General features: G+C 59.8%; 23 protein-coding genes. 11 read left to right on the top strand and 12 right to left on the bottom strand.

All coding sequences use genetic code 11. The annotated features are described in order from the left end of the window. Positions 1–53: 53 nt before the first annotated feature. From MGMAQ_RS19715 to MGMAQ_RS13630, 8 genes are all read right to left on the bottom strand, one after another. Positions 54–554, bottom strand: a complete 501-nt coding sequence (locus MGMAQ_RS19715; protein WP_052716391.1) for a hypothetical protein — start codon at positions 552–554, stop codon at positions 54–56. Further along, positions 551–1,879, bottom strand: coding sequence for a cbb3-type cytochrome c oxidase subunit I (locus tag MGMAQ_RS13655; RefSeq protein ID WP_046021973.1), 1,329 nt, complete (start codon positions 1,877–1,879; stop codon positions 551–553). The genes MGMAQ_RS19715 and MGMAQ_RS13655 overlap by 4 nt, the downstream gene beginning before the upstream one ends. Next, complete coding sequence (locus tag MGMAQ_RS13650; RefSeq protein WP_046021972.1) at positions 1,876–2,307, bottom strand: DUF420 domain-containing protein; 432 nt, start codon at positions 2,305–2,307, stop codon at positions 1,876–1,878. The genes MGMAQ_RS13655 and MGMAQ_RS13650 overlap by 4 nt, the downstream gene beginning before the upstream one ends. A gap of 7 nt (positions 2,308–2,314) precedes the next feature. Next, complete coding sequence (locus MGMAQ_RS21525) at positions 2,315–2,446, bottom strand: hypothetical protein (RefSeq protein WP_256379959.1); 132 nt, start codon at positions 2,444–2,446, stop codon at positions 2,315–2,317. A 68-nt stretch (positions 2,447–2,514) separates the two neighbouring features. After that, entirely contained in the window at positions 2,515–4,131 is a 1,617-nt protein-coding gene (locus MGMAQ_RS13645; RefSeq protein WP_046021971.1) for a cbb3-type cytochrome c oxidase subunit I, read from the bottom strand. Positions 4,132–4,146: 15 nt separating this feature from the next. Then, complete coding sequence (locus MGMAQ_RS13640) at positions 4,147–4,959, bottom strand: cytochrome c oxidase subunit II (protein WP_082085441.1); 813 nt, start codon at positions 4,957–4,959, stop codon at positions 4,147–4,149. Then, on the bottom strand, positions 4,956–5,810 hold the full coding sequence (locus MGMAQ_RS13635; protein ID WP_148560959.1) for a hypothetical protein: 855 nt from the start codon (positions 5,808–5,810) through the stop codon (positions 4,956–4,958). The genes MGMAQ_RS13640 and MGMAQ_RS13635 overlap by 4 nt, the downstream gene beginning before the upstream one ends. Positions 5,811–5,818: 8 nt before the next feature. Next, on the bottom strand, positions 5,819–6,601 hold the full coding sequence (locus tag MGMAQ_RS13630; RefSeq protein ID WP_158498863.1) for a heme-copper oxidase subunit III: 783 nt from the start codon (positions 6,599–6,601) through the stop codon (positions 5,819–5,821). A gap of 340 nt (positions 6,602–6,941) precedes the next feature. On the opposite strand from MGMAQ_RS13630, the gene MGMAQ_RS13625 reads away from it, so the two are divergent. Next, positions 6,942–7,742: a DUF2189 domain-containing protein gene (locus MGMAQ_RS13625; protein WP_082085440.1), complete on the top strand. Its 801-nt coding sequence runs from the start codon at positions 6,942–6,944 to the stop codon at positions 7,740–7,742. A gap of 1 nt (position 7,743) precedes the next feature. Beyond that, positions 7,744–8,274, top strand: a complete 531-nt coding sequence (locus tag MGMAQ_RS13620) for a hypothetical protein (protein WP_046021967.1) — start codon at positions 7,744–7,746, stop codon at positions 8,272–8,274. A gap of 26 nt (positions 8,275–8,300) precedes the next feature. On the opposite strand, the gene MGMAQ_RS13615 is transcribed toward MGMAQ_RS13620, so the two are convergent. Next, a complete protein-coding gene (locus tag MGMAQ_RS13615; RefSeq protein ID WP_082085439.1) occupies positions 8,301–9,302 on the bottom strand; it encodes an SIS domain-containing protein in 1,002 nt (333 codons plus the stop codon). A 241-nt stretch (positions 9,303–9,543) separates the two neighbouring features. On the opposite strand from MGMAQ_RS13615, the gene MGMAQ_RS13610 reads away from it, so the two are divergent. Together MGMAQ_RS13610 and MGMAQ_RS13605 are read left to right on the top strand one after the other, a co-directional pair. Continuing rightward, positions 9,544–11,256 (top strand): bifunctional sulfate adenylyltransferase/adenylylsulfate kinase, encoded by a 1,713-nt coding sequence (locus MGMAQ_RS13610; RefSeq protein WP_052716389.1) that lies wholly within the window; start codon positions 9,544–9,546, stop codon positions 11,254–11,256. A 73-nt stretch (positions 11,257–11,329) separates the two neighbouring features. Next, positions 11,330–12,649, top strand: coding sequence for a sodium:alanine symporter family protein (locus tag MGMAQ_RS13605; RefSeq protein WP_158498862.1), 1,320 nt, complete (start codon positions 11,330–11,332; stop codon positions 12,647–12,649). A gap of 253 nt (positions 12,650–12,902) precedes the next feature. Here MGMAQ_RS13605 and MGMAQ_RS13600 read toward each other — a convergent pair whose 3' ends face one another. Both MGMAQ_RS13600 and MGMAQ_RS20470 read right to left on the bottom strand, forming a co-directional pair. Further along, a complete protein-coding gene (locus MGMAQ_RS13600; protein ID WP_046021965.1) occupies positions 12,903–13,934 on the bottom strand; it encodes an IS110 family transposase in 1,032 nt (343 codons plus the stop codon). Positions 13,935–14,025: 91 nt separating this feature from the next. After that, positions 14,026–14,786 (bottom strand): IS5 family transposase gene (locus MGMAQ_RS20470; protein WP_148560766.1). Its coding sequence is split into 2 segments (ribosomal slippage): positions 14,026–14,463 and positions 14,466–14,786, totalling 759 coding nucleotides; the frame shifts between segments, so codons are not numbered across the junction. 452 nt (positions 14,787–15,238) lie between these two features. On the opposite strand from MGMAQ_RS20470, the gene MGMAQ_RS13585 reads away from it, so the two are divergent. Together MGMAQ_RS13585 and MGMAQ_RS13580 are read left to right on the top strand one after the other, a co-directional pair. Then, a complete protein-coding gene (locus tag MGMAQ_RS13585; RefSeq protein ID WP_148560958.1) occupies positions 15,239–16,258 on the top strand; it encodes a cation diffusion facilitator family transporter in 1,020 nt (339 codons plus the stop codon). Positions 16,259–16,275: 17 nt separating this feature from the next. Beyond that, the gene (locus tag MGMAQ_RS13580) at positions 16,276–16,842 is read left to right on the top strand and encodes a hypothetical protein (RefSeq protein ID WP_046021964.1); all 567 of its coding nucleotides are present in this window, start codon (positions 16,276–16,278) and stop codon (positions 16,840–16,842) included. Positions 16,843–16,912: 70 nt separating this feature from the next. Here the strand turns inward: MGMAQ_RS13580 and MGMAQ_RS13575 are convergent, their stop codons facing one another. Beyond that, positions 16,913–17,800: a CZB domain-containing protein gene (locus MGMAQ_RS13575; RefSeq protein ID WP_046021963.1), complete on the bottom strand. Its 888-nt coding sequence runs from the start codon at positions 17,798–17,800 to the stop codon at positions 16,913–16,915. 187 nt (positions 17,801–17,987) lie between these two features. On the opposite strand from MGMAQ_RS13575, the gene MGMAQ_RS13570 reads away from it, so the two are divergent. The 5 genes from MGMAQ_RS13570 to MGMAQ_RS21420 all read left to right on the top strand — a co-directional run bounded on the left by MGMAQ_RS13570 (position 17,988) and on the right by MGMAQ_RS21420 (position 23,770). Then, positions 17,988–18,911, top strand: coding sequence for a sulfurtransferase (locus MGMAQ_RS13570; protein WP_046021962.1), 924 nt, complete (start codon positions 17,988–17,990; stop codon positions 18,909–18,911). 8 nt (positions 18,912–18,919) lie between these two features. Beyond that, positions 18,920–19,834 (top strand): MBL fold metallo-hydrolase, encoded by a 915-nt coding sequence (locus tag MGMAQ_RS13565; protein WP_046021961.1) that lies wholly within the window; start codon positions 18,920–18,922, stop codon positions 19,832–19,834. 72 nt (positions 19,835–19,906) lie between these two features. Continuing rightward, entirely contained in the window at positions 19,907–21,241 is a 1,335-nt protein-coding gene (locus MGMAQ_RS13560; RefSeq protein WP_046021960.1) for a TldD/PmbA family protein, read from the top strand. Positions 21,242–21,497: 256 nt separating this feature from the next. After that, a complete protein-coding gene (locus tag MGMAQ_RS13555; RefSeq protein ID WP_046020119.1) occupies positions 21,498–22,529 on the top strand; it encodes an IS110 family transposase in 1,032 nt (343 codons plus the stop codon). A gap of 572 nt (positions 22,530–23,101) precedes the next feature. Next, positions 23,102–23,770 carry a PEP-CTERM sorting domain-containing protein gene (locus MGMAQ_RS21420; RefSeq protein WP_046021959.1) on the top strand — a complete coding sequence of 223 codons (669 nt, stop codon included), beginning with the start codon at positions 23,102–23,104 and terminating at the stop codon, positions 23,768–23,770. The last annotated feature ends 24 nt before the right edge of the window (positions 23,771–23,794 follow it).

The following is a 23,794-nucleotide window of genomic DNA, read 5'->3' as shown; positions in this document are numbered from 1 at the left end:
GGAATAATGCCCCAAAACTGGTGAATACTCAAGAGTTTTACATTCGATTTATCTTATTTGCCCCGGGGCGGGAGGATTCTGATCCAGCTTTCCATGCGGGAATGGTCCAGACCGCAATACTCACTACAACGGATAGCGAGACGGTTACCATCGCCGGGAGTCACCGTGACGGTGACCGGCACACCGGGAATGAGTAGTTCCGCGATGCCCAGATCGGGCAGGGTCAAGCCGTGGGGGACATCGGCGCTCATGACGTGCAGGGTGTAAGTCTGGCCTTGCTCCAATTCCAGTTTCGGCAGGAAGCGGAAACGCTCGGCCTGGAGATACACATCTCCGGCAGGGGGACGGACGATGGCGATGCCGTCGTCGGTTTCGCCGGTCTTGTGGGCCGCTTCCTGGGCCGTCCTTAGGTCGATGAAGGCGGCCACGGCGTCCATGGCGGGAATGGGGGGGCTGTCGGGCAGTGACCACAGGCCCGGCTGGGACAGCCCGAACAGGGCCAGGGTCATGACCACCATTAGGGTGGCAACACTTTTATCCAAGCGGCGGGTCATGGGCTTGGATCCCGCTTGAGCAGCATTTTGGCGGCCAGCCAGATGAACAGAATCCCGCCGATCACCGCCAGCAGTCCACCGACACCGGCGACGCCCATGGAAACCTTCTTGGCGATGGTATCGAGGCCCTGTTCCATTCCGGCAGTCTTGCGTGGCACGCCGGTGGACCCGGCGGCGAATAACCCCAGGGCATGAACCAATTGACCGATCCCATAGAGCCAGCCCATGGCCCGGACACTCTTGCGGCGCGGCGCCGGTCGGTTGAGCAACGGCGGCAGACCGACCAGGAACCAAACCATGAAGGCCAAATTCACCGCGCCGATCACCGCGTGGTAATGGGCCGGGGTGCGGGTATCGGCGACACCCAGGGCATAACCCAGCAATCCGCCAACGGCAAACAAGACCAGCGACAGGGCCAGCCCCGGCCCTTCCGGTGCTCCTTGCCAGGCGGCTGACTGTTTCAGGCGGACCAGCAGGCCGATCAGGACCACCGAGGGCGGTAGCACCAAGCCGGTCCAAAGCAGATTCGTGAAGGCTTCCTTGTAGGCCAATCCCAACGGGTCGAAGACCAGCGCATAAATCGGCCCGGCAAGGGAAACGGCCAACAAGACGAGAAAGACGCTCTTGAAGCTGAGGGGGCCCAGGGGCGGTTGCCCCGTGGTACCCTGGCATAGCCGGTCCCAGGCCAACAGCAGCAGCCCGGTATTGACCACCTGCAACAGATGCCCGCCGCCCCAGAACAGCCGATCCCGATACAGGGCCTGGCCCATGGCTTCGTCCATGCCCCGATGCAGGCGGACAAAGACAATAGCGGTAGTCACCAATGCGAGCAGGAAAATCAGGCCCAGGGCCGCCAGTCCGGTCCCTTGCGGCCTGCGCAGAATGCGGGGTTGCAGGAACAATCGAATCACCGGCACGGCGACCCCGGCCACGAACAACCCCAAACCAGCCAGAAACAGGGGATGATCCACCAACGGCACGTAGTCATTGATCGAGGCCTCGCCCAGGTCCAACAAGGCGGGGGCCAGCAGCAACAGGCTACCGACAACAGCCAGTGCCGGTCCGGCGCGGCGGGGCAAGCTGCCCGATGAATCCGGGATCTGTTCCGCCGACAACAGCGCAAGCAGAGACAGGAACCAGGCGACGGTGGAAAACACCACATGGGTGATTAGGGCCCGATAGAAGAAGGTCTCCAGATCCCAGGGCAGGACTTGGTCCGCATAGGGAACCCGCGACAGCACCAAGAGCAACGCCAAAAGCCCGGCCAGCCCGAGGGTGGCGACGGCAATCAGCGCCCAGGACCGGGTCTCGCGACCGGCGGTCATGCGTTGCTCGGATACAGGTGATAGAGCATGGCGTAAATAAGCACGCCTGTGACGCAGACATAGATCCAGGTGGGAAAGGTCCAACGGGCCCATTTCCTGTGCCGGTCAAAGCGGCCCTTGAGGGCGTTCCAGACCAGCATGGCAATCATCGGCACCACCAGCGCCGAGAGCACCACATGGCTGATCAGCATCCCGTAGTAGACAGGGCGGATCCAGCCTTCGCCGCGGAATACGAAGATCGGCGCGGTGAAGTGATAAATCAGGTAGCTGGCGAGAAAGATCGCCGACACGGTCAGCGCACCAATCATCACCTTCTTGTGGGTCTCCTGGCGTCCCGTCTTGATCAGGAAAAAGCCGGTGATCAACAGCAGGGTGCTGAGGGCATTCAGCCCGGCATTCACATGGGGAAGGAGGGTTGCCGTGGTCATGATTGGATCAAGGACCGTAGTGGGCGATCTTGTACATGATGCTGGCATAAAGCAGCACCGCGACAAGGATCAGGCCGCCCGCCGCCCACCATTTTGCCGCGCTCGGCACGCGGGGTTTGTTGGAATCGTTGTTCATCATGGGTCTTTCTATAACCAAAAAAAGGGAGGCCGTCACGGCCTCCCTTGTTCATTGGTGATCCGCAAGGATCAGCGCTTGTCGTATTCGTAGGGGCCCCACTCTGAATCCAGGACCACATTTTCCGGGAAGTTACCCGGTCCCGGCGGGTTCGGACAATGGGTCCATTCCAGGGACTGGGAGTTCCAGGGGTTCGCGGGTGAGATCGGCCCGGCAAAGGCCGCCCGGATCCAGTTGGTCAGGGTGATCAGCATGCCCGCACCGATCATCAATGCGCCGTAGGTGGCGACATTGTGATAGGGCTCGAACTGCGGGAACATGGCGTAGTCCCAATAGCGACGAGGCATGCCTTCCATGCCGATGATGAACAACGGCCAGAAGGTAACGTTCACCCCGATGGTATTGAGCCAAAAGCCCACCATGGCATATTTGCCGTCGGCAATGCGCCCGGTCATCTTCGGGAACCAGTAGTAGACGCCGCCGATGATGGCAAAGGTCGAGAACAAGGCCATCACGAAGTGGAAGTGGGCGTGCACGAAGCTGGTTTCCGACAGGTTCACGGTAATCACCGGCAGGGCCAGCGGAATACCGGTCAGGCCGCCCACCAGCAGCAGGAACAGACAGGCCGCCGCATACCACATGGCGACGTTGAAGGTGATGGCCGCCTTGTACAGAGTGCCCCAAAGAGACATCAGCAACAGGCCTACCGGCACCGAGATCAGCAGGGTGCTGACCATCATGCCAATGCGCAGCCAGTCCGGCATACCCGCCACATAGAGGTGGTGAACCCAAACCTCGCCGGAGATCAAGACGATGCCCCAGATGCCGCCATAGACACAGACCTTGTAGTTGAACACCCGGTTCTTGCCCATGGTCGCCAGGATCTCGAACAGGATCCCAACGGCCGGCAGCAGGATCACGTACACCGCCGGATGGGAGTAGAACCAGAACAGGTTCTGATAGAGCAGTACGTCACCGCCCGCTGCTGGGTCGAAGAAGTGGGTGCCCAGGTACTTGTCGAACAGCACCATGGTCACCGCGGCGGCCAGCACCGGAATGAATACCAGCTGCATGACAAAGGCAGCCACCGTGGTCCAGGTGAAGATGTTGAGTTGGTTCCAACCCATGCCCGGTGCGCGGAGGAAGATCACGGTCACCAGGAAGTTCACCGCGCCCAAGATGGACGAGAAGCCCAACAGATGGACCGCGAACACATAGAAGGCGGTGTTGGATTCCGTGGTCACCGAGTAGGGCGGATAACCGGTCCACATGACGTCCGGGCCGTCGGGCACGACGTAGGTCAGCAGCGCCAACACGATGGCGGCATAAAACAGCCACACCGACAGGGCGTTGACCCGCGGAAAGGCCACGTCGTTAGCGCCGATCATCAACGGCAGGAAATAGTTGGCGAAAAAGCCGGTCAATCCCGGGATCAGGAAGGCCAGGATCATCGCCGTGCCGTGGAAATACAGAGCATGGTTATAATCCATGCCGGTTTCGATCACCTGAGCACCGATGGAATGCTGTTCCAGGCGCAGCACCATGGCCGAGAACCCGGCCACGGCAAAGGCGGCAAAAGAGCCGACCAGGTACAATACGCCAATGCGCTTGTGATCAGTGGTAAAGAGCCATTCTTTGAAGACCCCACCCAGACCGCCTTCGGCGGCCGCGGAATGTGAAGCGGACATGTTCAGCGTCCTCCGTTAGCTATTGTTGGTTTGGGATTCCAGCATGGCCGAGGCTTTCTCTTCCTCAAGCCACTTCTGGAATTCCTCAAAGGATTCGGCCAGCACCTCGCCGTTCATCTCCGAATGGGAGATGCCGCAGTATTCGGTACAGACGATATTGACCATCTTTTCCTCGTCCGACATATCTTCGATATTCGGCGTGGTTTTGATGTCGCGCAATGCCACCACTTCCTCGGTGGAGCGTGGCAGGAACCAGACATAGGTCGTGCGGCCCGGCATCACGTCTTCCTTCACCCGATAGTCGGGCATGTAGAAGGAATGGATGACATCCTCGGAGGTCATGCGCAGCACCACCGGCTTGCCGATGGGGACGTGCAACTCGTCGCTGACCACGCCGTTCTCGTATTCGAACTCCCAATACCACTGGTAACCGATCACCTTGATCTCCACCGCATCGGCGGGGACCCGGCGGAAGGTGTTCCAAACGGTCCAGCCTTTGGCGGCGAGGAAGAAGTCATCGGCCATGAAGACCGCTGCCGGGATCAAGGCCCAGGAAATGGCCTGCGCCCGGGAAAGCTTGGGAAGCCGACCCACATCGTCGGGGCTCTTGGCCCGGTACTTGACCAGCCAATACAGGGCGACAACGCCAAAGATCACGCCGATGATCACGATATCGGCCAAGACCTTGAACCAAAGAATATCCCAGTCACCGACCGGATCGGGCAATTCGCCCGCGGCGTCGTTGGCCAATGCGGCCCCCGAGACGGCCATCGCCCCGAGCATGAGCATCCCTTGGAACCCCCAGTTACACAAATTTCTTAGTTTCATTGAGTTGCCTCCCTCTTGCGGCGGCGGACGAAGTACACCGACGCCGCCGTGAAAGATCCCACCCCCAAACCCAGGGAACCCAGGGCGATAAACAGGGGGAGATTATAAGTATAGCGGCCTTCCTCGAAGTTATAGGAATAGCAAAGACTGACCGCGAAATTAATGAGGTCCCGGGGTGTCGCTTTCATCTTTCCGGTACTGGATTCCAGCAATGCCAGTTCCACGTCGGAAGGATCCACGTTCAAGGCCCAGAGATAGCGGGTGACCCGGCCTTCGGGTGAAATCACCACATAGACACCGGGATGGAAAAAGGTTCGGTCGCGAGGCGACCAGAAAAACTTGTAACCGAGCTTTTCGGTAAAAGGCTCGATGGCCAGGCGATCTTCGAACAAAGCCCAAGTCCAGCCGTCCATGGTGGCGGCCAGGCCGGTCTGCTTGCGGAATTCGCGCAGGGTATCGAGGGTATCATTCTTGTCGAAGGCCAGGGTCAGAATGTTGAAGTCCTTGCCCGGTATCAGACGTTCCATGCCCTCAAGTTGTTGCGCCAGATCCTGATTCACAACCGAACAGGTCCCGTCGCACATGTAATAAGACAAGACGAGGATCAGGGGTTTTTCGCCAACCAGGTCCCCCAGTTGAAAGCTTTTGCCGTCTTGATCAATCAAGGCGGTCTTGCCGTCTGGCTTCACGCCCAGGAAATCTTTTTCTTCGATGGAGAAGACTTCGGGGTCCATGTCGGACTCGGGATTGCGGAACGGCGCCGAGGCCTGCGCGACGGACTGGACCGAGGTCCAGGCCACGCAGGCCACCAGCACGGCCAGCAGGCCGCGTTTTACCGTTCTTTCCCCCATGGCCCGGATCACCAGAAGTAGATCTGCGTGACCACGAAGAACCACACCACATCGACAAAGTGCCAGTAAATGGAGACACATTTGACGAAGGTGTCGTTGGTTCGCCCTGACATGGCCGGGATCGCCACGGCAACAAAGGCCGCCAGACCCACGAACACATGCGATGCATGGAAGCCGGTGATGGAGAAGAACGCCGAGGAGAAGGCGTTGGTGCTAGGCACAAAGCCCAATTGCGCCAGGTGCGAATATTCGTAGATGGTGCACATCAGGAACACCAAGCCGATGAGGATGGTGATGAACAGCCATTTGCGGAAGCCTTCCATGTCACGATTATGGAATAGCTTTTCTTCACCGATGTGGATGGTCACCGAGGAGGCCAACAGCAAGAAGGTCATGATCACCGGCAGCATCAGGTCAATATGCGGGGTACCTTCCGGCGGCCAATGCTCGAAGGGCAGGCGCATGGACCAGTACCCGGCGAACAGGCCCAGGAAGATGAACACTTCCGAAACAATAAAGATCGGCAACGCGACCCCGGCAAGACCATCCTTGAGGGGCTTGTAGACCAAGCCTTCCGCGACCCAGCGGGCGACGCCCCAAACAACCATCGGCGTGCCGACACCGCAGAACAGCGCTGTCAGGATCATACTTTCATAAACGAAGTAGGCCGAGAAGCCCATGGGGACCATGAAGAAAAGGCCCGCCACCAGAATCAAAGGCGCGGTTGAAGTCTCCCAATGGTGTTCGTGGTGTTCCTCACCAGCGACTGCATGCGCCGTATCGGTGCTCATCGACGTCTCCCGTATATATAAAAAAGCATCCCCGTTCAAATCGGTCGCACCCCGTTGGTTTTCCATGAGCCGGATTCCCGTCCGGCTTCATCCAGGATGACCTGATTCCCACCGGAGATTACGCGACCGGAACGGGCTTTTCAAGGTTGTTCATTAGGTTTGTGTGTTGCTAGAGCATTTGAACACAAATTATATTCATAAATATGTATATTCACATTTTCTCATATGTGAAAATTCTGCTTTGCATTTGTAGGCGGTCCTGCCACTGTGAGTTCCAGAGAGCGGCCCCCATTGCGACCGAACCAAAAGAGCACGGCGCGATGGGAGCGATTTTGCACGAATGGAGGAACCTATGATGGCGAGCGCCACGTTGGATGAAATGCCCAGCAGTCCCACTCAAGCCCCCTCGGTAGATGATTCCGGCCAATGGTTGGCGGCCGGTTGGGCGGATTTCCGGGCCAATCTCGTGATTAGCCTGGGCTATGGGCTGGTCTTCGGCTTGGCGGCCTTGGCCATGTTCTTGGTGCTTGATAGCAAGGAGCAGGGGGCTCTGTTCATTCCTTTGGCTGGCGGCTATTTGATCATTTCGCCGATTCTGACTGTTGGTTTTCATGAGATCAGCCGACGCCGCGAGCGTGGCGAGGCCATGGATTTCTCGCGCATGTTTACCTGCTGCAAAGGGCGTGTCGGGCAGTTGGCCCTGGTTGGTTTGGTGCTGGCCATGCTGTTCATGTTCTGGATGCTGGCGGCGGTGCTCGATTTCGCGGTCTTCTTCAGCGCCGGGGTCCCTTGGGAAATGGAACCGTTCCTCAGCCATATCCTGACCGCGCCGCAGACCGCGCCCTTCTTGATCATCGGCACCATCGCCGGAGGGGTGATCGCCACCATTGCCTATGCGGTCAGCGCATTGTCCATCCCGATGATCCTTGATCGCAATGCCTCGGCCATTGATGCGATGATCGCCAGCGTCAAGGCCGTTCGCGCCAATTGGCGGGTGATGAGTGGGTGGGCGGCGATGATTGCGCTGCTTACCTTCTGTGGCATGGCGGTCTTCTTTGTCGGCCTGGCGGTGACCCTGCCCATTGCCGCCCATGCCTCCTGGCACGCCTATCGCGGGCTGCTGGGATCCGCCGAGGATTGACATGGAGGCCGGTTCCCGGCCTTGGCTGACCGTTGCCGAGTTTCACCTGGATCCCGCCCGACGCCCCTTGAAAGGGGTGGTCCGTAGCACCGAAAGCCTCCCGGTGCTTTTTTTCGGGGGCGGGATCGCGTTGCTCTTGGGTATCAGTCTGGCCGGCGTGAGTTATTTTGCTGAAACCGCCTCGGGGATCCCTGTGTTCGCCGCGGTGTTGGCCGTGACCGGTCTGATAATCCTGATATTGGGCGTTCGCGGTTTGATGCGGGGCCGTATCGTGACCATCGACCCGGACGCGGATCTCGTCACCTTGCAGGGGCTTGGCGCCGCCGCCGCTGGCGACGTCCGCTATCCATTGAGCCGCTATCAAAGAATCGTCTGCCGCCGCGAGGCTAACGGGTTTCGGGTGGAACTGGATCATATGGAGCCACGACTGAGGGTCCCCTTGTTGATCACCACCAAGAAAACCCACGCCCAAGTGCGCCAAGAGGCCGAGACCCTTGCGCATGCGGTGGGCAAGCCCGTCCAATTCGATTGATCGAATCCGATCAAACGCGAGAGACTTCAGGCGATGCCGGCGCGCAGGAAGTCGTGAATATGCACCACGCCGACGGGCTGCCCGTTTTCGGCGACAAACAGATTTGTGATGCTGCGCTCGTTCATAATCCCCAGAGCCTCGCTGGCCAGCATGTCGGGACTGATGGTGATGGGGTTTACGGTCATCAGTTCTCCCGCGGTCTTGGCTAGCAAGCCTTCGGACATGTGACGGCGCAGGTCGCCATCGGTGATGATGCCCAACAGCAAGCCTTCCTTGTCCCGAATGCCAACACAGCCCAGGCTTTTCTGGGTCATGGCCAGCAAGGCCTCGCTCATGGGGGCAAAGGGCTCGATCAACGGGATCTCGTCGCCCTTGTGCATCAGGTCGGACACCTTCTTGAGCCGGTCCCCGAGCCGTCCGCCCGGGTGGAGCTGCTGGAAGTCCGAAGCGGTAAACCCAATCCGTTCCAATAGGGCAACGGCAATGGCATCCCCCAAAGCCAGAGAGGCGGTGGTCGAAGTGGTCGGCGCCAAACCCATGGGGCAGGCTTCCGGGACCTCCGGCAAGACCAACGTGGCATCGGCGGAACGGGCCAACAGGCTGTCGGCTTCGCGTGTGATGGCCACCAAGGGAATGTTGAACCGTCGCGAATAAGCGATGATGTCCGCCAGTTCCGCTGTTTCCCCGGAATTGGATAAAGCCAGGATCGCGTCCTTTTCGGTGATCATGCCCAGGTCGCCATGGCTGGCTTCTCCCGGATGAACATAGAATGCGGGCATGCCGGTGGAAGCCATGGTCGCCGCGATTTTGCGCGCCACGTGGCCGCTCTTGCCCATGCCGGTCACAATGACCCGGCCCTGAGGCGGCGATAACAGATTGAGGGCGGTGACGAATGTGTCGTCCAGCTCTTCAGCCATCTTGCGCAGGGCATCGGCCTCGATTTCCAGGACCTTGCGGCCCGCATCGATGTCGCCTTTTTGATCGATGGGGTCTGAGTTCGCCGCGGTACTATTCGGTTCGGATTTCATCGCATCTTCTCGTGACAGAGGGACCTGGGAGCTATGGAAATAGGCGACAGTGTTCTTGGAAAGCAAGCTGTTTCGGTCAACCTGGAGCGAGGGGCGGGGATACCGGGGCTGAATTCGGGCGTGTTCTGGGTTGGATGGAACGTTTTTTCATCGCAATATCAGCGGACTTGACCTAAGTAGGTGTGTTCCTTCGGGATCGTCAGATCCACATCCAGATTCGACCAATGTTTGAGGGCTTAGTATGACAACCGGAACCCGTAGCGACCTATGCGATTTGATGCTCCCCGCGGATCAGGCGGAGAGCCTGAAAAAGGAATGTGGGCCTTTTCCCTCCTGGGACCTGACTCCCCGTCAGACTTGCGATCTGGAGCTTTTGCTCAATGGCGGCTTCACGCCGTTGACGGGATTTCTGGGGCAGGCTGATTATGACGCCGTGGTCGATACAATGCGTCTTGCGGATGGAACGGTCTGGCCCATGCCGGTGGTTCTCGACGTGCCCGAAGCTTTTGCTGACTCCCTGAAGGATGGGGATTCCGTCGCGTTGCGCGATCCGGAAGGCGTGCCGTTGGCGGTTCTGGATGTGGCCGATCGTTGGACTCCGGACCGTGAGCGGGAAGCTCAAAAGGTCTATGGAACGACGGATCTTTCCCATCCGGGCGTGGAGTATCTCCTGCGGCGGACCAACCCGGTCTACCTGGGGGGGACCCTGCGCGGTCTTTCTCTGCCGTCCCATTATGATTTCCAATATTTGCGGGATCTGCCTTCCGAAACCCGCGCTCGCTTCCGCAAAATGGGGTGGCGGCGGGTGGTCGGCTATCACACCGACCAGCCGATGCATAAGGCCCAGGTTGAAGTGGCATTCCGGGCCGCCAAGAGCGTCGAGGCGCATTTGCTGTTGCATCCGTCCGTGGGCGGGTCCGAGAGTGATGACTTTGAACACTTCGCCCGGGTACGCTGCTACGAACATGCCCACAAGCATTTTCCGGAACAGACCACGGCCTTGAGCCTGATGCCATTGGCGCCGCGTTGGGCCGGGCCCAGGGAAGCGGTGCTACAGGCCATCGTGCGGCGCAATTTCGGCTGCACCCATTTCGTGGTTGGTTTGGAGCAGGCGAGCCCGGATCAAGATCCTTCCGCGACGCCGTATTATGCCCCTCAAGCGGCTCAGTCCCTGGCGCGGGAATTGGAATCCGACTTGGGCATAGAGATCGTCACGGCCCCGAAATACGTCTTTGTGCAAGAACGGGCGGCCTTCGTCGCACTGGAAGAAGTGCGGGAACGCGATACCTTGCTGGGCATCTCCCGCGAGGAATTCCTGCGCCGTGTCTTGCATGACCGGGAGGTGCCAGAATGGTTCTCCTTCCCCGAGGTGGTGGGCGAACTGCGCCGTGCCATCCGGCCTTTGGATCAACGGGGTTTTACCGTCTTTTTCACCGGTTTGTCCGGCTCGGGAAAGTCGACCATCGCCAAGGCGTTGGTGCAGAAGTTCCTGGAACAGGGCGGTCGCCGCGTGACACTGCTGGATGGCGATATTGTCCGCAAAAACCTGTCCAGCGAACTGACCTTCTCCAAGGAGCACCGTGACCTGAACATCCTGCGTATCGGTTTCGTGGCGTCCGAGATTACCAAAAATGGCGGTATCGCCATCTGCGCTCCCATCGCGCCTTATACGGCAACCCGGCGTAGCGTCCGCGAAACCGTCGAGGGGGCCGGTGGCGGCTTTATCGAGGTCCATGTGGCGACCCCCATCGATGTCTGCGAGGGGCGGGATCGCAAGGGTCTTTATGCCTTGGCTCGTGCGGGCAAGATCAAGGGGTTCACCGGCATCGACGATCCCTATGAGGTTCCCGAGGCTCCGGAACTGTCCATCGACACCTCGGCCTGCTCGCCGGAAGAGGCGGCTCAAGATATCATCCTCAAAATCGAGGGCCTGGGCTACATCAACGTCCGCTGAAGCGGGCGGAGATTGAACGAACTGGAAGTGCTTGCCGTTGGATACGATTTCTACCTGGTTGTGGAATCCGTTTTTGCCGCTCCTGTATCTGGAGATCGGCCTGCTGTTCCTGTTCGTCACCCGTGGTTTGGTGCTGCGCAATCTGAAGCGGGGTCTGCGCGCGGTTTGGCACGGACGGGGCGATGCCAATCACGCCGACGATCATGTCTCCCACCCCAAGGCCTTCCTGGCCGCCCTGGCGGCAACCATTGGCGTGGGCAATCTGGCCGGGGTGGCCACCGGGCTGCATCTGGGCGGACCGGGAGCCTTGTTCTGGATGTGGGTAACGGCGCTGCTCGGCATGAGCTTTCGTCTCGCCTCGACCTATTTCGCCGTCAAGCTGGCCCGGGACGGCAAGCGCCCGGACTTGTTCGCCACCCCCATGCTCTATATGGAACGCCTGCTGCCCAAGCCCTGGCGATTCCTCGCCGTGGTTCTGGCGGCGGTGATGATGGTCAAGGGCATGGTGACGGCCAATCTGATCCAAGCCAATTCGGTGGCCCATGCGGTCGCCGATGAGGTGGGGACCTCGCACCTGATTGTGGCCCTGGCCCTGTCCGGCGCCGTGGCGGCCGTGATCATCGGCGGCGCCAAGAGCATTCTCAAGTTCAGCATTTCCGCCGCGCCTTGGATGGTGTTGGGGTATTTGGGGCTGGCCTGGTTTATCCTGCTGGGCAATCCGGGACTGACCCTATCCGCCATCGGGGATGTCATCCGCTATGCCTTCGAGCCCTATGCAGCGGCGGGCGGCGTGGCGGGCTACGCCGTCATGCAGGCTATGCAGTACGGTGTGTCGCGGGGCGTGTTCTCGCACGGATCGGGCATCGGCATCGCGCCTTTCTGGCATGGCGCCAACAAGGACCATCCGGCCATGGGGGCCTATACCGCCGCCGCCGTGCCGCTGGTGGATACCCTGGTGGTCTGCACCACCACCGGGCTGGTGATTCTGACCACCGGCATGTGGACGGATCTCACCGGCGCCTTTCTCACCGTTTCGGTATTCGAGGAAATGCTTGGCGGGCCGGGGCGTCTGTTCGTGACCATCGCCTTGATCATTTTTGCCTTCACCACCATCGTCAATTGGGCCTATTTCTCGGAACGCTGTTTCCAGTATCTGGGCGGGACCAACGTCAAGGCCTACCGCTGGTTCTTCGCCGGCGTTTCCTTTCTCGGACCATTCCTGCCGGTGGCCTTCGTCTGGTCGCTGGGGGATATTCTGATCGGTATGCTGCTGCTGGTGCATCTGTTGCCGCTGACCTATCTGGTGATCCGCCATCACAAGACCATGATGGCCGACCTGCGGGACCCGGAGCGGCATCTGAATGGTGGCGCGGAAGCACGGCGTTCGGCCTAACAGGCTGCTTCTGTAATCGAGTCATTTGAGTCAAGCTGATTTCCAAGCCGTCGGTTTGAACCTGGGTTATGTGGCGCCCTTTGCTTCTGTCCGCGGTCGACGTCGTCGCCGCATGATGGGGATCAAGGGGGATCGGGTGCAGCAATCTGAAAAGCGTGGTCTTACGCCACTGCAGCCTGCGCGCTGTCATCCGAGCCCCGCGCGTCGCCACGCGTCCTGGCCGCCCTTCAGGCGATCTCGGTTTTCGTTGTGTTTAGATGGCGGTCTCCTCCTTGCGGTACTGGAAGTCCGTGCCGTCGATCCACATGCGATGCATGATTACGGCGAGACGCCGGGCAACGGCTACCTTGGCGCGTTTCATCCCGCGCCTTTTGGCGACCGCGAGCCCCCAGTGTTTGAGCCAGGACCAACGGCGGGTTCGAGTGAGAAGTGCATTGGCGGCCTCGAACAAAAGCCAACGAACCATGGCATCTCCGCACTTGCTGATGGGGCCGCTTCGGTCCTGCTCTCCCGAGGCGTATCTGCGTGGGACAAGCCCGAAGTGGGCGCCGACCATGACCGACTTTTGAAACCGTTCCGGCACGTCGAGTCCTGTCCTGAAAGCGAGGGCGGTAACCGGGCCGACGCCGGGAACGGTCATCAGGCGCCGGCAAACGCTATCATCGCGCGCAGCGGCATGAACCTGCCGGTCGAGCTTGTCGAGTTGTTCGAGCAAGGCTTGGCGCGCAAGCAAGAGCGGCTCGGCGGCTGCGCTGAGGTGCGGGTTATCAGCCGTCAATTCCCGAACCCGCGCCGCGAAAAGGCGTCCGCGCGCCATACCGACCTTGAGGCCGAAAGCTTTCAATGTTCCTCGTACCGTATTGGACAACTGACGGACCTGATGAACCAGGGTCTCCCGATGGGTCAGCACCATCCGGAGCTCCTGACTGCGCGCGGTCTTGACGTGGGTCGCGCGGTACAAACCGGTCCGCATCGTCTGGCTGATCAAGCGGGCGTCGCGACGGTCCGTCTTGACTGGGCTGGCGCTGGCAAAGGCCTTCATTTGCCGGGTCTCGATACAAATCACAGGGAGGCCCCGACTGGACAGTCCTGCGTACAGCCAAGGCGCCAGAGGGCCAGCTTCCAACCCAATTCGCGCAAAGCCACGCCCGCTTTCCTCGAGCCAAGTGGCGACCGCCTCGGGTGTGCTTGACACCTTGCCTTCGCGAATGACGGTTCCCTTTGCATCAATCTCACAGATCGAAATGCTTGCCATCGATACGTCCATTCCAACAAAATACTCCATGGCTGGTCTCCTCTGTTCCATGTCCAGGAATTGACCCGGATCCTTGATCAAGACCGAGTGTGGAGACCAGCTGACTGTCTAGGCTCAGGACTCATAACCAGAAGATGACGGTTGCGGCGATGCAGATTGCGCTCATGAAGGTATGGGCGCAACGGTCGTAGCGGGTGGCGATACGCCGCCAGTCCTTGAGCCGACCGAACATGCGCTCGATCAAGTTTCGCTGCTTGTAGAGGGCTTTATCGTAAAGGATTTCCTCTTTGCGGTTCGAGCGACCTGGAATGCAGGGCTCGATGCCGAGATCAAGCAGGGCCTGGCGGAAACGGTCGCTGTCGTATCCCCTGTCGGCGATCAGGTCGTCGGCATCAGGGAATGCAGGGAGCATGGTGTCGGCGCCGCGATAGTCGCTGACTTGTCCTTCGGTCAGCAGCAGGATCAGGGGCTTTCCATCGGCATCGCAGGCGGCATGCAGTTTCGAATTCAGGCCGCCCTTGGTGCGCCCGATACGGCGGGGAACAGCCCCTTTTTGAGCAGGCTCGCCGCCGTCCTGTGGGCCTTGAGATGGGTGGCGTCGATCATCACCGTATGGGTGGCCGTGCTTTCGGCGGCCAGGGTGGCGAAGATCCGGTCGAACACTCCGGCCTCGCTCCAACGGACGAAGCGGTTGTACAGGGTCTTGTGCGGTCCATAGGCGACGGGCGCGTCACGCCACATCAAGCCGTGGCGAAGAACATGGATGATGCCGCTGATCACCCGCCGGTCATCGACGCGCGGGACGCCTCTTGTTTTGTTCGGCAGCAACGGTTGAAGGCGTTCGAATTGTTTGTCGGACAACCAGAAATGATGGCTCTGCATCGGCTTTCCCCTCCCTAAAATTCCAGGGAAGGGAATCATGTCCACCGACTATTGGGAATCCCTTTTATGGGTCCTGAGCCTAGGCAATCCCTGACTGCTCGATTACCGCCATCTGAAAAAGTGTTGTTCTACGGCCCGCCTCGCCCTTCGTCCCTCGACAAGCTCGGGATGAGGAAGCTCAGGGTGAGGCTAACAGGTTGAAAGTTCAAAGGCCCTCATGCTGAGCTTGTCGAAGCATGTGTCGCCACAGGCTCGAAATCAGACGTTTTCAGCAGTCTGCTAAAGCCAGCGACCACGGCCTGCGCGTTCCCGCTGTCCCACGCCCCTCCACCCGCCGCTTCCCCATTTGGTCGCCCGCTCCGTTGAAATCGCCAGGCCTTTGACCTTGCCCCTTGCGCTTCAGCGCCAGACCCTGTATTGTTATAGTATAACTTTTGTAAGGCAGGTGCGTCGTGCAAGCTCTCACCGCCAATTCAGAATTAGCCTCGCTCTCCCGGTCTCGTCAAAAAGCCGAGGCAATGCTGTCGCCGGAAGAACAGGGCAGACTGAAAAAGCGCGCCACCATGCTGGCCTTGGTGGTCGGATTGACCATCCTGGGTCTCAAGGGGGCGGCCTGGATGATGACCGGGGCCACGTCGATTCTGACTGCGGCGTTGGATTCCGTGCTCGATAACGGGATTGCGGTGGTCAATTTCATGGCTGTGCGTCAGGCCCTGAAACCGGCCAGCCGGTCCTATCGCTTTGGCTTCGGCAAGCTGGAACCCTTGGCGGGTTTGATGCAAGCGGCCTTTATTTTCGGGATCGGGCTGGCGGTGATCGTGGAATCCATCGACCGCCTGCGGCACCCGGTGGCGCTGGTCAATGCCGACATGGGCATCGGCGCCATGGTTCTGGCCACCGTGATGATGATCGGCATGATCATCTATCAGCGTCATGTGGTGCGCTGCACCGGGTCGCTGGTGGTGCGGGCCGATTCCATACATTATCAGGCCGATGTCATGATGCACCTGAGCATCATTGCATCATTGGCCTTGTCCCATTGGCTGACCGCCTCTTGGATTGATCCCGTGGCCACCATCGGGATCGCGGTTTTCCTCATGTGGAATGCCCGCACCATCGCCGCCGATGCCTTGGCCATCCTGGTAGACAAGGAAATCCCGGAGGAAGACCGCAAGAAGATCCGCCAGCTTGTGCTCGCTTTCCCGCAGGTGGCCAATGTTCATGACTTGCGCACGCGCAGTTCCGGTTCGCACATCTTCGTGCAATTGCACCTGGAGTTGGACGGCGATCTGACCTTGGCTCAGGCCCACGACATATCCGAAGCGGTTATCGAAGCCGTCGCCCGAGTCTTTCCCAATGCCGATACCCAGATTCATCAAGAGCCGGTCGGTCTGCCCCGTGACCGCTCCTGGTGCGGCGGCGGTTCGTCGCACCGCTCCGCGCACGATGGTCATCATGACGCGACCCAGTGAATTGGAGGACCTGAGCCATGCCAATCATTCCTTTTGTTCTTGCCAGTGGACTGGCCGCACTGGTCGGTTCTCTCGTTCTGCTGCTGCTGGGCTTGAAGTCCAAGGGGCCTGATCGCGAGGTCATCGAAGGGATAGAGATGGATGACCCGGATCAGGAAATAGGGGCTCTGGAGCAACCCAACAGGGTCATGATTTCCAGCGAGGAGATTCCGTTGGACAACCGGCAAGGGAGCGACACCTTGGTCTCCGAGCATTCCTTCAGGTGCGCCGCCACGAGCAAGCTCAGCGTAGACCGGGAAACCGACAGCGGCGTGTTTCTGGAACAGGGCTTGATCAAGATTGTCGAGGCCGGCCTCTCCCATAGCCTGGAGAAAGGCATGGGACTGGCGGTTGGCCACGAGGAAGAGCGCAGCCTGCGTCTGCGTTTCAGTGTGGCGCCCGGGGCCATGTCCCGCTACCGCATCACCTGGAAACAGGAACAGCGGCATGGCCGTTTGGTGCTGAACCAGGACGGCAAGCGCCTGAAATTGCCGTTCACCGTCACCCATGGTCTGACCCATGAAGTGGAAGCCTTGCCGGCGTAAGGGGCCTTGCGCATGCCGGGTCCTATCGGAACCACTGGACAGGCGCGACGTGATCCAGGCCTGACCCGGGTTACATCATCGAGCGTAACCGCTGGAACAGGGTCGGGGTTTTCTCCATATCCCGCTCGATGCGGGTCAAAAGAAAGATCACTTCCCGGCTGAGGCGCTTGAGTTCTTCGTAAAAATCATCGGCCTGGCGCAGGCGTCCGTGATGCAACGCCGAGACCGTGCGTTCGGACAGTTCGTGGAAGCGCTTATGCACCCGGTCCAGCTCGATGAAGGTATCTTGTTCCTCGTACTTTTTGAGGGCCACGCTATGCAGCCAGACTCCCAATTCGCATTGCTCGGCTGGCTGTAGGGCCGCGTCCTTGCCATGACGGCGGAAGGCCCGTTCCAAGTCCAGGGTCCAGCGCATATGGGCCAGTCGCGCGATGTTCACATTCAGCAGCATGGCACCCATGTCGGTCTTGCGGCGTTTAATGGGGCCAATCCCCGATTCTTGTTCCGTATGCATCATATGGAGGGCCGGAGGACGATCACCGCCGCCAAAAAGGCGCCCGAGCAGGCGTCCGGGACTGCGCGCCAATTCCCGGGTCCATTGGCTTTCGATCACCGACAGTTCCATGGAGGTAAGATGAAAAATGATCTCCTTGGAGAGACTGCGGACCTGGGCCAGTTGCAGTTCCGCCTCGTCCTTGTTTCCCTCGGCCATGGCGGTCGCCACCGCATCGGCTGCCTTGTGGAAGGCTTTGTGCACTTCCTTGAGGATCCAGATGTCCTTGGACTGGGCGTATTTCTGGAGGCCTGATCCATAGATCCAGACGCCCAGATCGCAATCCTCGTGGGATTGCAGGGCGACCTTTTCCACCTGTCCGGCAACCAGATGCTCCAATTGCTCTTCCCAGGTCAGGTGGATCAGGCGAGCGATATTGACGTCGAGATTGATATCGAGGGACATGGCGGTCCATCCGGTTTCGGGTGATCAAGAAAGGGCGAATGAAGTGATATTATAACATTGCAAATGAAAGGTAAAGAACTCTACGGATCGGAAACGGTTTTTTTCTGCCATTGGCGCCAAGTGCCGACTATGATGGCGGCAATGAAGCGCATGAGGTCCTTAAGGGCCCATTAGGGAGGTTGTGTTTATGTCACCATCGAAGATCTGGGGGCCCCTGCTGGCGGCCCTCTTCGTACTGTTGCCCGTCGCCGTTCCGGCGGCACCGGCATTTCTCGTGAACTCGGAATGGCTGGAAGAACATATCGATGATCCGGACCTGCGGATTCTCGAGGTACGCTATCATCCGCACCGCTATCACACCATCGGCCATATTCCCGGCGCGGTGCAGGTGCAGCGGTTCCGCGACCTGGGCGATAATGGCGGCAATCCGCTGATGTTGTTTCCCTCCCGCGAGGCCTTTCAGGCCACTTTGCGGCGCTGGGGGATCGATGACGGGTCGACCGTTGTAATCTACGATGATTCGGCCACCGCCCTGGCCTCGCGGGTCTATTTTCTGCTGGAACTGTTCGGGTTCGACATGACCCGGGTGAAGGTGCTCGACGGCGGCGTCGGGGCCTGGAGCGGGTTCAACGACCTGACCAAGGACGTGCCCAGCGTGGCCCCCGGGACAGTGACTCTGAAAGAGGCCGATGCCTCCCTGTATGTGGATTGGGCAACGGTCTATGACCGGGTGGTCTCAAGCCGCGACCCGTCCGTGGTGCTGCTGGATGCCCGGCCCGAAAGCCACTACAGCGGCCAGGACATCGTTCATGCGGTTCGGGGCGGCCATATACCCGGTGCGATCAACGTGGTCAGCCTGTCCGGAACTGCAAACGGTGAGTGGAAGGATGACGCGGCCCTGGCCGAGATGTACAAGGCCATACCCAAGGACAAGACCGTTTACGCCTATTGCCACGACGGCTTCCGCATGGGGCTGGCCTATATGCAGCTCAAGCACTTGGGCTATGGCGACGTAAGGCTCTACAACGGTGGCTGGGGCCATTGGGGCAATCGCCTGAGCCTGCCGGTTGTACTGGGTACCACCCCATTTGATGACGCCTTCAAACTGTGAGTTCCATAATGACCCGATTCATTCTTGCCTTCGCCGCTTTGTTGATCGCCTCCGCTACCCAGGCCGCCGGGCTGTCGGTAGAGAGAGTGGCCGATAACGTCTATGCCATCGTTGGTCCGCATCAACAACGGTCCGCCGACAACCTGGGTAACAACTGTACCTTCGGTTTCGTGGTCACCGATCAGGGGGTGCTGCTGGTGGATCCCGGCGGCAGTGCCAAGGGGGCGGCGGCCATCGAGGCGGCCATCCGTACAGTTACCGACCAACCGGTCAAAATTGTAATCAACAGTGGTGGGCAGGATCACCGCTGGCTGGGCAATGGCTATTTCAAGCAGCGCGGGGCCCGCATCATTGCCTCGGCGGCGGCCGTCGCTGATCAGAAAGACCGTACCGAAGGCCAGTTCTTCATGCTGACTCAATTGATGGGCGCGGAAACGCTGGAAGGCACTGAACCCACCCATGCGGACCAAACCTTCGAAGAGCGCCTGGACCTGAGCTTCGGCGGCGAGAGCTTCGAGCTCTATCATGTGGGCGCGGCCCATACACCGGGTGATGCCTTCATCTGGATGCCGGAGAAAAAGATCGTCTTCACCGGTGATATCGTGTTCACCGAGCGGGCCCTGGGCACCGGCCCGGCGCGCGATACCGATGCCTGGATCGCAGCATTCAAGGCAGTCGAGGCTCTCAACCCCGCCCATGTGGTGCCGGGCCATGGTCACCCCACCACCATCGAGAAGGCGCGGGCCGATACCCATGATTACCTAGCCTATCTGCGCAAGGAAATCGGGGCGATCCTGGAGCGCGGCGGCGCCATCGAGGAAGGCATCGCCATCGATCAATCGGCCTTCAGCTATCTTCAAGTGTTCGAGCAGATCGCCAAGCGCAATGCCCAAAACGTCTATATGGAGATGGAGTTCGAATAAACCGGCCTTGGATTTGGCGGTTCGATCCCTTATGTGAATGCAGTCCCTTCCTTCCTGTAGAAAGACCGCCCCATGCCCGAAACCCTTGATCTTCTCACCGACCTGATCGCCAAGGCCCGCAAGGCCGGGGCCGACGCCGCCGACGCGGTGCATGTGTCGGGCACGTCCTTGTCCCTGGCCATGCGGTTGGGCGAAACGGAAAAGCTGGAGCGCTCCGAGGGCCAGGATCTGGGTCTGCGGGTGTTCGTTGGGCGGCGACAGGCCGTCGTATCCAGCTCCGATCCGTCGGAGGAGTCCCTGGACGAACTTGTGACTCGCGCCGTGGCCATGGCCCGCGAGGTCCCCGAAGACCCCTATTGCGGCATTGCCGATCCGGACCAGCTGGCCAGCGAACTGCCAACCCTCGACAGCAGCGATCCCGGTGATATGGATGTGGTGAAACTGACCGAGCGAGCCCGTCAGGCGGAAGCAGCCGCTCGGGCGGTGCCGGGCGTGACCAATTCCGAAGGCGCCGAGGCCGGATGGCAGCGAACCCAGGTCTGCCTTGCGGCGAGCAACGGCTTCACCGGACAGCGGGCAGAATCCCGTCATAGCCTGTCGGCCTCGGTCCTGGCCGGCGAGGGGACCGCCATGGAGCGGGACTATGACTATGATTCGGCGGTCTATCTGGATGATCTACGGGGGGCCGAGGACATCGGCCGCACGGCGGGGGAAAAGGCGGTGCGCCGCCTCAACCCGCAAAAGATCCCGTCGGCCACCCTGCCTGTGATCTATGACCCGCGGGTGTCGCGCAGCTTGGTGGGGCACCTGATTTCAGCCATTACCGGTCCTTCCATCGCCCGGGGCACATCCTATCTGAAAGACAAGATGGAGCAGGCCGTATGCGAGGCGGGTATCGATATCCTCGAAGACCCCCATCGCAATCGAGGGCTGCGCTCCAAGGGCTTCGACGCCGAGGGCCTGGCCACCCGGCAACGCAAGATCATCGACGGCGGGAGTCTGACCACCTGGCTGCTGGATCTGCGCTCGGCGCGGCAGTTGGGTCTTACCCCCACCGGCCATGCGGCCCGAGGGACCGGCGGCCCGCCATCGCCTTCGGCCACCAATGTGTATATGGCTGCCGGAACCGTCTCGCCCGCCGACCTGATGGCCGATATCAAAGACGGGCTCTATATCACCGAGATGATCGGTTTCGGCATCAACGGCGTGACCGGCGACTACAGCCGAGGCGCCACCGGATTCCGCATCGAGAATGGACAACTGACCTATCCGGTCAGCGAGGTTACCATCGCCGGGAACCTGTTGGAAATGTTTGCCCGCATGGTCCCAGCGGATGATCTGGAATTCCGCTACGGCACCGACGCCCCGACCATCCGCATCGACGACATGTCGCTGGCGGGGCTTTAACAGGCTGCTGAAAAATCGTTGTCCAACGGCCCGCCTCGCCCTTCGACAAGCCCAGGGTGAGGCTAACATATTGAAAATTCAAAGGCCCTCATGCTGAGCTTATCGAAGCATGTGTCGCCACAGGCTCGAAATCGGACTTTTTCAGATGGCGGTAATCGAGCAGTCAGGGATTGCCTAGACAGTCAGCTGGTCTCCACACTCGGTCTTGATCAAGTATCCGGGTCAATTCCTGGACATGGAACAGAGGAGACCAGCTATGGAGTATTTTGTTGGAATGGACGTATCGATGGCAAGCATTTCGATCTGTGAGATTGATGCAAAGGGAACCGTCATTCGCGAAGGCAAGGTGTCAAGCACACCCGAGGCGGTCGCCACTTGGCTCGAGGAAAGCGGGCGTGGCTTTGCGCGAATTGGGTTGGAAGCTGGCCCTCTGGCGCCTTGGCTGTACGCAGGACTGTCCAGTCGGGGCCTCCCTGTGATTTGTATCGAGACCCGGCAAATGAAGGCCTTTGCCAGCGCCAGCCCAGTCAAGACGGACCGTCGCGACGCCCGCTTGATCAGCCAGGCGATGCGGACCGGTTTGTACCGCGCGACCCACGTCAAGACCGCGCGCAGTCAGGAGCTCCGGATGGTGCTGACCCATCGGGAGACCCTGGTTCATCAGGTCCGTCAGTTGTCCAATACGGTACGAGGAACATTGAAAGCTTTCGGCCTCAAGGTCGGTATGGCGCGCGGACGCCTTTTCGCGGCGCGGGTTCGGGAATTGACGGCTGATAACCCGCACCTCAGCGCAGCCGCCGAGCCGCTCTTGCTTGCGCGCCAAGCCTTGCTCGAACAACTCGACAAGCTCGACCGGCAGGTTCATGCCGCTGCGCGCGATGATAGCGTTTGCCGGCGCCTGATGACCGTTCCCGGCGTCGGCCCGGTTACCGCCCTCGCTTTCAGGACAGGACTCGACGTGCCGGAACGGTTTCAAAAGTCGGTCATGGTCGGCGCCCACTTCGGGCTTGTCCCACGCAGATACGCCTCGGGAGAGCAGGACCGAAGCGGCCCCATCAGCAAGTGCGGAGATGCCATGGTTCGTTGGCTTTTGTTCGAGGCCGCCAATGCACTTCTCACTCGAACCCGCCGTTGGTCCTGGCTCAAACACTGGGGGCTCGCGGTCGCCAAAAGGCGCGGGATGAAACGCGCCAAGGTAGCCGTTGCCCGGCGTCTCGCCGTAATCATGCATCGCATGTGGATCGACGGCACGGACTTCCAGTACCGCAAGGAGGAGACCGCCATCTAAACACAACGAAAACCGAGATCGCCTGAAGGGCGGCCAGGACGCGTGGCGACGCGCGGGGCTCGGATGACAGCGCGCAGGCTGCAGTGGCGTAAGACCACGCTTTTCAGATTGCTGCACCCGATCCCCCTTGATCCCCATCATGCGGCGACGACGTCGACCGCGGACAGAAGCAAAGGGCGCCACATAACCCAGGTTCAAACCGACGGCTTGGAAATCAGCTTGACTCAAAAGACTCGATTACAGAAGCAGCCTGTTAGATTACGTTGTATTTGACCGGGTTCGATCAAACACGAAAATCGTGATCGATTCCAATACAGTCGCGGGCGTACAACAGGGCCAATTGGACCGGACACACGCTCGGGCCTGGATTGCAGGTTGGTATAACAGCCAAAACTGTCCGCATTTTTGACAGGTCAACCACGGGTGCAAGTTAGTCGCATTTTCTGTAGGTGAGGCATCTACTTATCTTTTAGTAAGTTATTTTTTTCCAAATCTATCTGGCTCGATAATTGCTTTCTTTCTTAAACGACCATTGAATGGTTTTTTGATTAAGAATTGGTAGGAGATAATACATGATCCGCAAGACGTTAACGGTTTCGTTCGTGGCTGCCGCCATGGTGGCTATCGGTGTTGTTAAAGAGGCCAAGGCGGACGTCATAAGCTGGACGGACTGGACTTCTCTGGGCAGCGGCATCCTGAGCCAGAATGGGGCAACGATTGGTGTCGGTTATTCGGGGGCCTCGGGAACCGGTATCAGCAGTGATGCCCGCCGGTGGCGGGAGTCCAGCACCCCCGGCGCCTACACCGGCAGTACCGTGATCGACAACGCCCCGGTTGATTCCATAACCCAGATTTATGCCGGGTCGAACACGGTCACGTTTGCCCAGGCGGTCATTGACCCGGTCATGACATTCTTCAGTATCGGCAATGGCGGCACTGGCTTGTACCTCACCTTCGACCAGGATTTCGAATTCCTGAGCACGGGCGGCGGCAATTGGGGTAATGGCCCCTTGATCCAGACCGCCAGCAATGTGTTGTACGGTCGCGAGGGCAACGGGGCGATCCAGTTCCTCGGGGCGGTGACATCCATCAGCTGGTCCGCCAACCGCTATGAAAGCTATTACGGATTCAATGTCGGCGCCGCCGCCACGGTTGTTCCCGAGCCCGCGTCGCTTGCGCTGCTGGGTGTTGGATTGGCAGGGCTGGGTATCGCCCGTCGCCGTAGCCGCAAGGCCGCCTGAGACCCACGCCCAATCCTGGTGACA

Origin of the sequence: Magnetospira sp. QH-2, from assembly GCF_000968135.1 — a bacterium.
In the GTDB taxonomy this organism is placed as follows: Bacteria; Pseudomonadota; Alphaproteobacteria; order Rhodospirillales; family Magnetospiraceae; genus Magnetospira.
Note: the sequence above shows the minus strand (reverse complement) of the source record. Positions and strands in the feature narration are given on the sequence as shown.

Bases quoted from the DNA above. Each gene is read 5' to 3' on its own strand.
- MGMAQ_RS19715 (WP_052716391.1), bottom strand. From the start codon at position 554: ATGACCCGCCGCTTGGATAAAAGTGTTGCCACCCTAATGGTGGTCATG.
- MGMAQ_RS13655 (WP_046021973.1), bottom strand. From the start codon at position 1,879: ATGACCGCCGGTCGCGAGACCCGGTCCTGGGCGCTGATTGCCGTCGCC.
- MGMAQ_RS13650 (WP_046021972.1), bottom strand. From the start codon at position 2,307: ATGACCACGGCAACCCTCCTTCCCCATGTGAATGCCGGGCTGAATGCC.
- MGMAQ_RS21525 (WP_256379959.1), bottom strand. From the start codon at position 2,446: ATGATGAACAACGATTCCAACAAACCCCGCGTGCCGAGCGCGGCAAAA.
- MGMAQ_RS13645 (WP_046021971.1), bottom strand. From the start codon at position 4,131: ATGTCCGCTTCACATTCCGCGGCCGCCGAAGGCGGTCTGGGTGGGGTC.
- MGMAQ_RS13640 (WP_082085441.1), bottom strand. From the start codon at position 4,959: ATGAAACTAAGAAATTTGTGTAACTGGGGGTTCCAAGGGATGCTCATG.
- MGMAQ_RS13635 (WP_148560959.1), bottom strand. From the start codon at position 5,810: ATGGGGGAAAGAACGGTAAAACGCGGCCTGCTGGCCGTGCTGGTGGCC.
- MGMAQ_RS13630 (WP_158498863.1), bottom strand. From the start codon at position 6,601: ATGAGCACCGATACGGCGCATGCAGTCGCTGGTGAGGAACACCACGAA.
- MGMAQ_RS13625 (WP_082085440.1), top strand. From the start codon at position 6,942: ATGGAGGAACCTATGATGGCGAGCGCCACGTTGGATGAAATGCCCAGC.
- MGMAQ_RS13620 (WP_046021967.1), top strand. From the start codon at position 7,744: ATGGAGGCCGGTTCCCGGCCTTGGCTGACCGTTGCCGAGTTTCACCTG.
- MGMAQ_RS13615 (WP_082085439.1), bottom strand. From the start codon at position 9,302: ATGAAATCCGAACCGAATAGTACCGCGGCGAACTCAGACCCCATCGAT.
- MGMAQ_RS13610 (WP_052716389.1), top strand. From the start codon at position 9,544: ATGACAACCGGAACCCGTAGCGACCTATGCGATTTGATGCTCCCCGCG.
- MGMAQ_RS13600 (WP_046021965.1), bottom strand. From the start codon at position 13,934: ATGGAGTATTTTGTTGGAATGGACGTATCGATGGCAAGCATTTCGATC.
- MGMAQ_RS13580 (WP_046021964.1), top strand. From the start codon at position 16,276: ATGCCAATCATTCCTTTTGTTCTTGCCAGTGGACTGGCCGCACTGGTC.
- MGMAQ_RS13575 (WP_046021963.1), bottom strand. From the start codon at position 17,800: ATGTCCCTCGATATCAATCTCGACGTCAATATCGCTCGCCTGATCCAC.
- MGMAQ_RS13570 (WP_046021962.1), top strand. From the start codon at position 17,988: ATGTCACCATCGAAGATCTGGGGGCCCCTGCTGGCGGCCCTCTTCGTA.
- MGMAQ_RS13565 (WP_046021961.1), top strand. From the start codon at position 18,920: ATGACCCGATTCATTCTTGCCTTCGCCGCTTTGTTGATCGCCTCCGCT.
- MGMAQ_RS13560 (WP_046021960.1), top strand. From the start codon at position 19,907: ATGCCCGAAACCCTTGATCTTCTCACCGACCTGATCGCCAAGGCCCGC.
- MGMAQ_RS13555 (WP_046020119.1), top strand. From the start codon at position 21,498: ATGGAGTATTTTGTTGGAATGGACGTATCGATGGCAAGCATTTCGATC.
- MGMAQ_RS21420 (WP_046021959.1), top strand. From the start codon at position 23,102: ATGATCCGCAAGACGTTAACGGTTTCGTTCGTGGCTGCCGCCATGGTG.